Source organism: Kitasatospora sp. NPDC059160, assembly GCF_042755465.1.
Taxonomy (GTDB): Bacteria; Actinomycetota; Actinomycetes; order Streptomycetales; family Streptomycetaceae; genus Kitasatospora.
On record NZ_JBHZCN010000039.1, the window covers coordinates 76738 to 79819 of the forward strand.

Annotated in this window: 2 protein-coding genes; both read right to left on the reverse strand. The window is 72.8% G+C overall.

What is annotated here, in order from left to right:
• Window positions 1-9: 9 nt before the first annotated feature.
• On the reverse strand, window positions 10-492 hold the full coding sequence (locus ACFXOZ_RS18840; protein WP_380591538.1) for an NUDIX hydrolase: 483 nt from the start codon (window positions 490-492) through the stop codon (window positions 10-12).
• 142 nt (window positions 493-634) lie between these two features.
• On the reverse strand, window positions 635-2809 hold the full coding sequence (locus ACFXOZ_RS18845; protein WP_380591540.1) for an NEW3 domain-containing protein: 2175 nt from the start codon (window positions 2807-2809) through the stop codon (window positions 635-637).
• Window positions 2810-3082 lie beyond the last annotated feature (273 nt).

Below are 3082 nucleotides of genomic sequence, written 5' to 3' on the forward strand. Positions count from 1 at the left end.
GGCCCGGGTTCACTCCTCGGTGGCCCGGCAGTCGAAGCTGAGGAACACCGGCGCGGCGTGATCGCGTAGGGCCGGGAGCAGGGCGGCCAGGTAGTCCGGCACGAGCCTCACCGAGCCGAGGTCGTGCAGATCGATCCAGCGGAACTGCAACTGGGCCTCCCTGCTGCTGATCCCGGGCCGGCCGGCGGTGCCGGGGAGCCTGGGTTCGACGAGGAAGTAGAAGCAGACGTCGTGGTGGAGTTCGCCCCGGTCGTCCCGGAAGAAGCTGTCCGCCACGACGGCGAGGCGGCCGCACCGCACGGCGACGCCGGTCTCCTCCAGGAACTCCCGTTCGCAGGCGGTGGTGAGGGACTCGCCGGGCTCCAGGCCGCCGCCGGGCACGCCCCAGAGCTCGATGTCGGCGAGGCTCTCCATGAGCACGGCGTGGTCGTGGAACCAGAGGCCGGCCGAGCGGATCCGGGCGGGGGTGGTCTCGGCGGCGGTCTCGGGCACGGTGCGGTTCCTGGGGGTGGCGGATGGGGTGGGGCCGTCAGCGTAACCCGGCCCGCGGGGGTGGGTTCCCGCGGGCCGGGTGGGGCGGGCCGGAGTCGGTCGGGGCCGGTCGGTGACGGTTTCGGCGGTCAGGGTTGGAGGGTCAGGGTTGGACGGTCAGGGCGAAGACGTGGATCGCGGGGGCGTCGGGGAGGGTGACGGAGCGGATCGTCCGGCCGGGTGTCAGGGGGACGGTGTTGGTGAAGACGCCGTAGCTGGTGCCGTAGTTGGCCGGGCCGGTGGGGGTGTTGCGGTGGTCGGTGGTGAAGGCGGTCTTCGCGCCGTAGGCGTCGGTGGGGGAGCAGCACCAGTTGGGGAAGCCGAGTTGGCCGGTGCTGGTGGTGCCGTCGGTGTAGGTGACGGTGACCGTGCCGGCGGTGAAGCCGGCTTCGGCGCCGAGGAAGCCCAGCGCGGTGCCCTGGCCGGTGAGGGTGATCTGCTGGCCGGCGGCGGACACGTTGTCGGCGGTGCCCGGGGCCGAGGACGGCCAGGTGAAGCCGAGGCCGTTGGCGCTGATGGTGGCGCCCGGGGTGGCGCCGGCGGCGGCCAGGGCCTGGGTCGAGTAACTGTCCCCGTTGCCGTCGAAGTTGCCGGGGGCGGGGGCGCTCTCGGAGGTGGTGCCGACGTTGTCGAACGCGGCCGCCAGCGAGGGGTAGGGCACGGTCTGCACGATCGTCCGGTCGCCGCTGACCGTGTCGACGGCCGTCGGCCGGGCCCGGTAGCTCGCGGTGGCGGTGATGGCCGTGACCGTCGTCCCGGGGGTGCCCTGCGGGCCGTGCACCGTCACAGTGGCCGAGGCCGTTCCGCCGGGTTCGACGCGGGGCAGGGCGGTGGTCGCGGGGGTGACGGTCCAGCCGGCGGGGGCGGTGACCCGCAGTCGGGTGTCGTTCAGCGGGACGGCGCCGTGGTCGGCCAGGGTGATCCGGTACGTCCCGGGGGCCTCCGCCGTGCTGATGTCCTGCCAGGTGAGGGCGGTCGCGGGGGCCGCGCCGCGGGTGGCGCCGGGGTGGACGCGGTAGAGCACGGTGGCGTGCGGCGGGACGTCCGCTGAGATCACGCCGGTCGTGCCGGTGACCTGCTTGGTCACCAGGTCGTGGAGGGCGTAGCCGATGGCGGAGGGCAGGCCGGCCCGGGCGGCGGTGGTGGTGATGGTCTGCGCGGTGTCGGAGGAGTTGAACAGGGCGACCGCGCGGTCCCCGCCGGCCAGCGGCTTGCTGAGCACGTCGGAGCCGGTGTCGTGCCGGACGATCTTGCCCTGGACGCCGAGCCGGTCCTGGTCGACGGCGATGACGTCCTCGTTGCCGAGCACGGCCAGCGCGGCGGGGGAGAGGTGGGTGAGGTCGGTGCTGGAGATCAGCGGCGCGGCCATCATCGCCCACAGCGAGGTCTGGCTCTGGATCTCGTCCTGGCTGAGGCCGGAGTCGCCGGCGAGCAGGAAGTCGGGGTCGTTCCAGCGCCCCGGTCGTTGCAGCGCGGGCAGGCCGACGTTGTAGCCGTAGTTGTCCTTGATCGAGGCCCACTTCTCGCGGCCGGGGGCCTGGCCGAGGGCGATGTCGGCGCCCTCCCGCCACAGGTTGCCGAGTTGGGCGGACCAGCGGATCACCGACTCCCAGTTCGCCGCGCCCTGGAAGTAGGCGGGGGCGGAGATCGAGAAGACGATCGGGCGGTGGGTGTTGAGCAGGGCCGTGCTCATCGCGGTGTAGGTGTCGCGGTAGCTCTGTTCCTCGGTCTCGCCGGGCTTGGTGGGGACGTTGCAGCCGTCGAGCTTGACGTAGTCGACCTCCCAGGACGCGAACAGGTCGGCGTCCTGCTGCCAGTGGTCGAGCGAGCCGGGGTAGCCGCCGCAGGTGCTGGTCCCGGCGTCCTCGTAGATGCCGAACTTGAGCCCGAGCTGGTGGAGTTGGCGCCCGACGTAGGCCATGCCGTCCGGGAAGAGGGCAGGGTCGGCGACCAGGGCGCCCTTGGCGTCGCGCTGTCGGGACATCCAGCAGTCGTCGATGGTGACGGTGTCGTAGCCCTTCTTCGCCAGCCCGGTGGTGACCAGGGCGTGGGCGTTGTCGAGGATCGTCTTCTCGTCGATCCCGCACTGATAGTAGGACCAGTCGTTCCAGCCCATCGGCGGGGTGGGGGCGTAGTCGGGGTACTGGGCGGCGGCGCCCGGCGGGGCGGGTGCGGCGGCGGCCGCGGGGAGGGCCAGCAGCGTTCCGGTGGACGCTGCGGCGAGCGTCGTGCAGCAGGCGACGGCGGCACGGAGCCACCGGGGGAGGGGAGTTGACACGCTTCGACCTCACGGGATCTTCGGGGTCAGGGCATGGTGAACGGCGTTGCCTCGGCGGGATCAGTTGTACGGGGCTCTGCTCAGTTCTGACAAGAGCACGGCAGGAACAATCAGGATCGAGCAGATCTGAGGGGGTTCGGAGCAGGGGCGTGCAGAGCGGCGGGTGGACGGACGGCGAAGTGGCCGGGCCCCCAGGGGCCGGAAAGCACCGGGCCCCGCCCCAACGGGGGCGGGGGGGGGTCGAGGCAAGCCCCGAGGGGGGGGGCCCGCGCG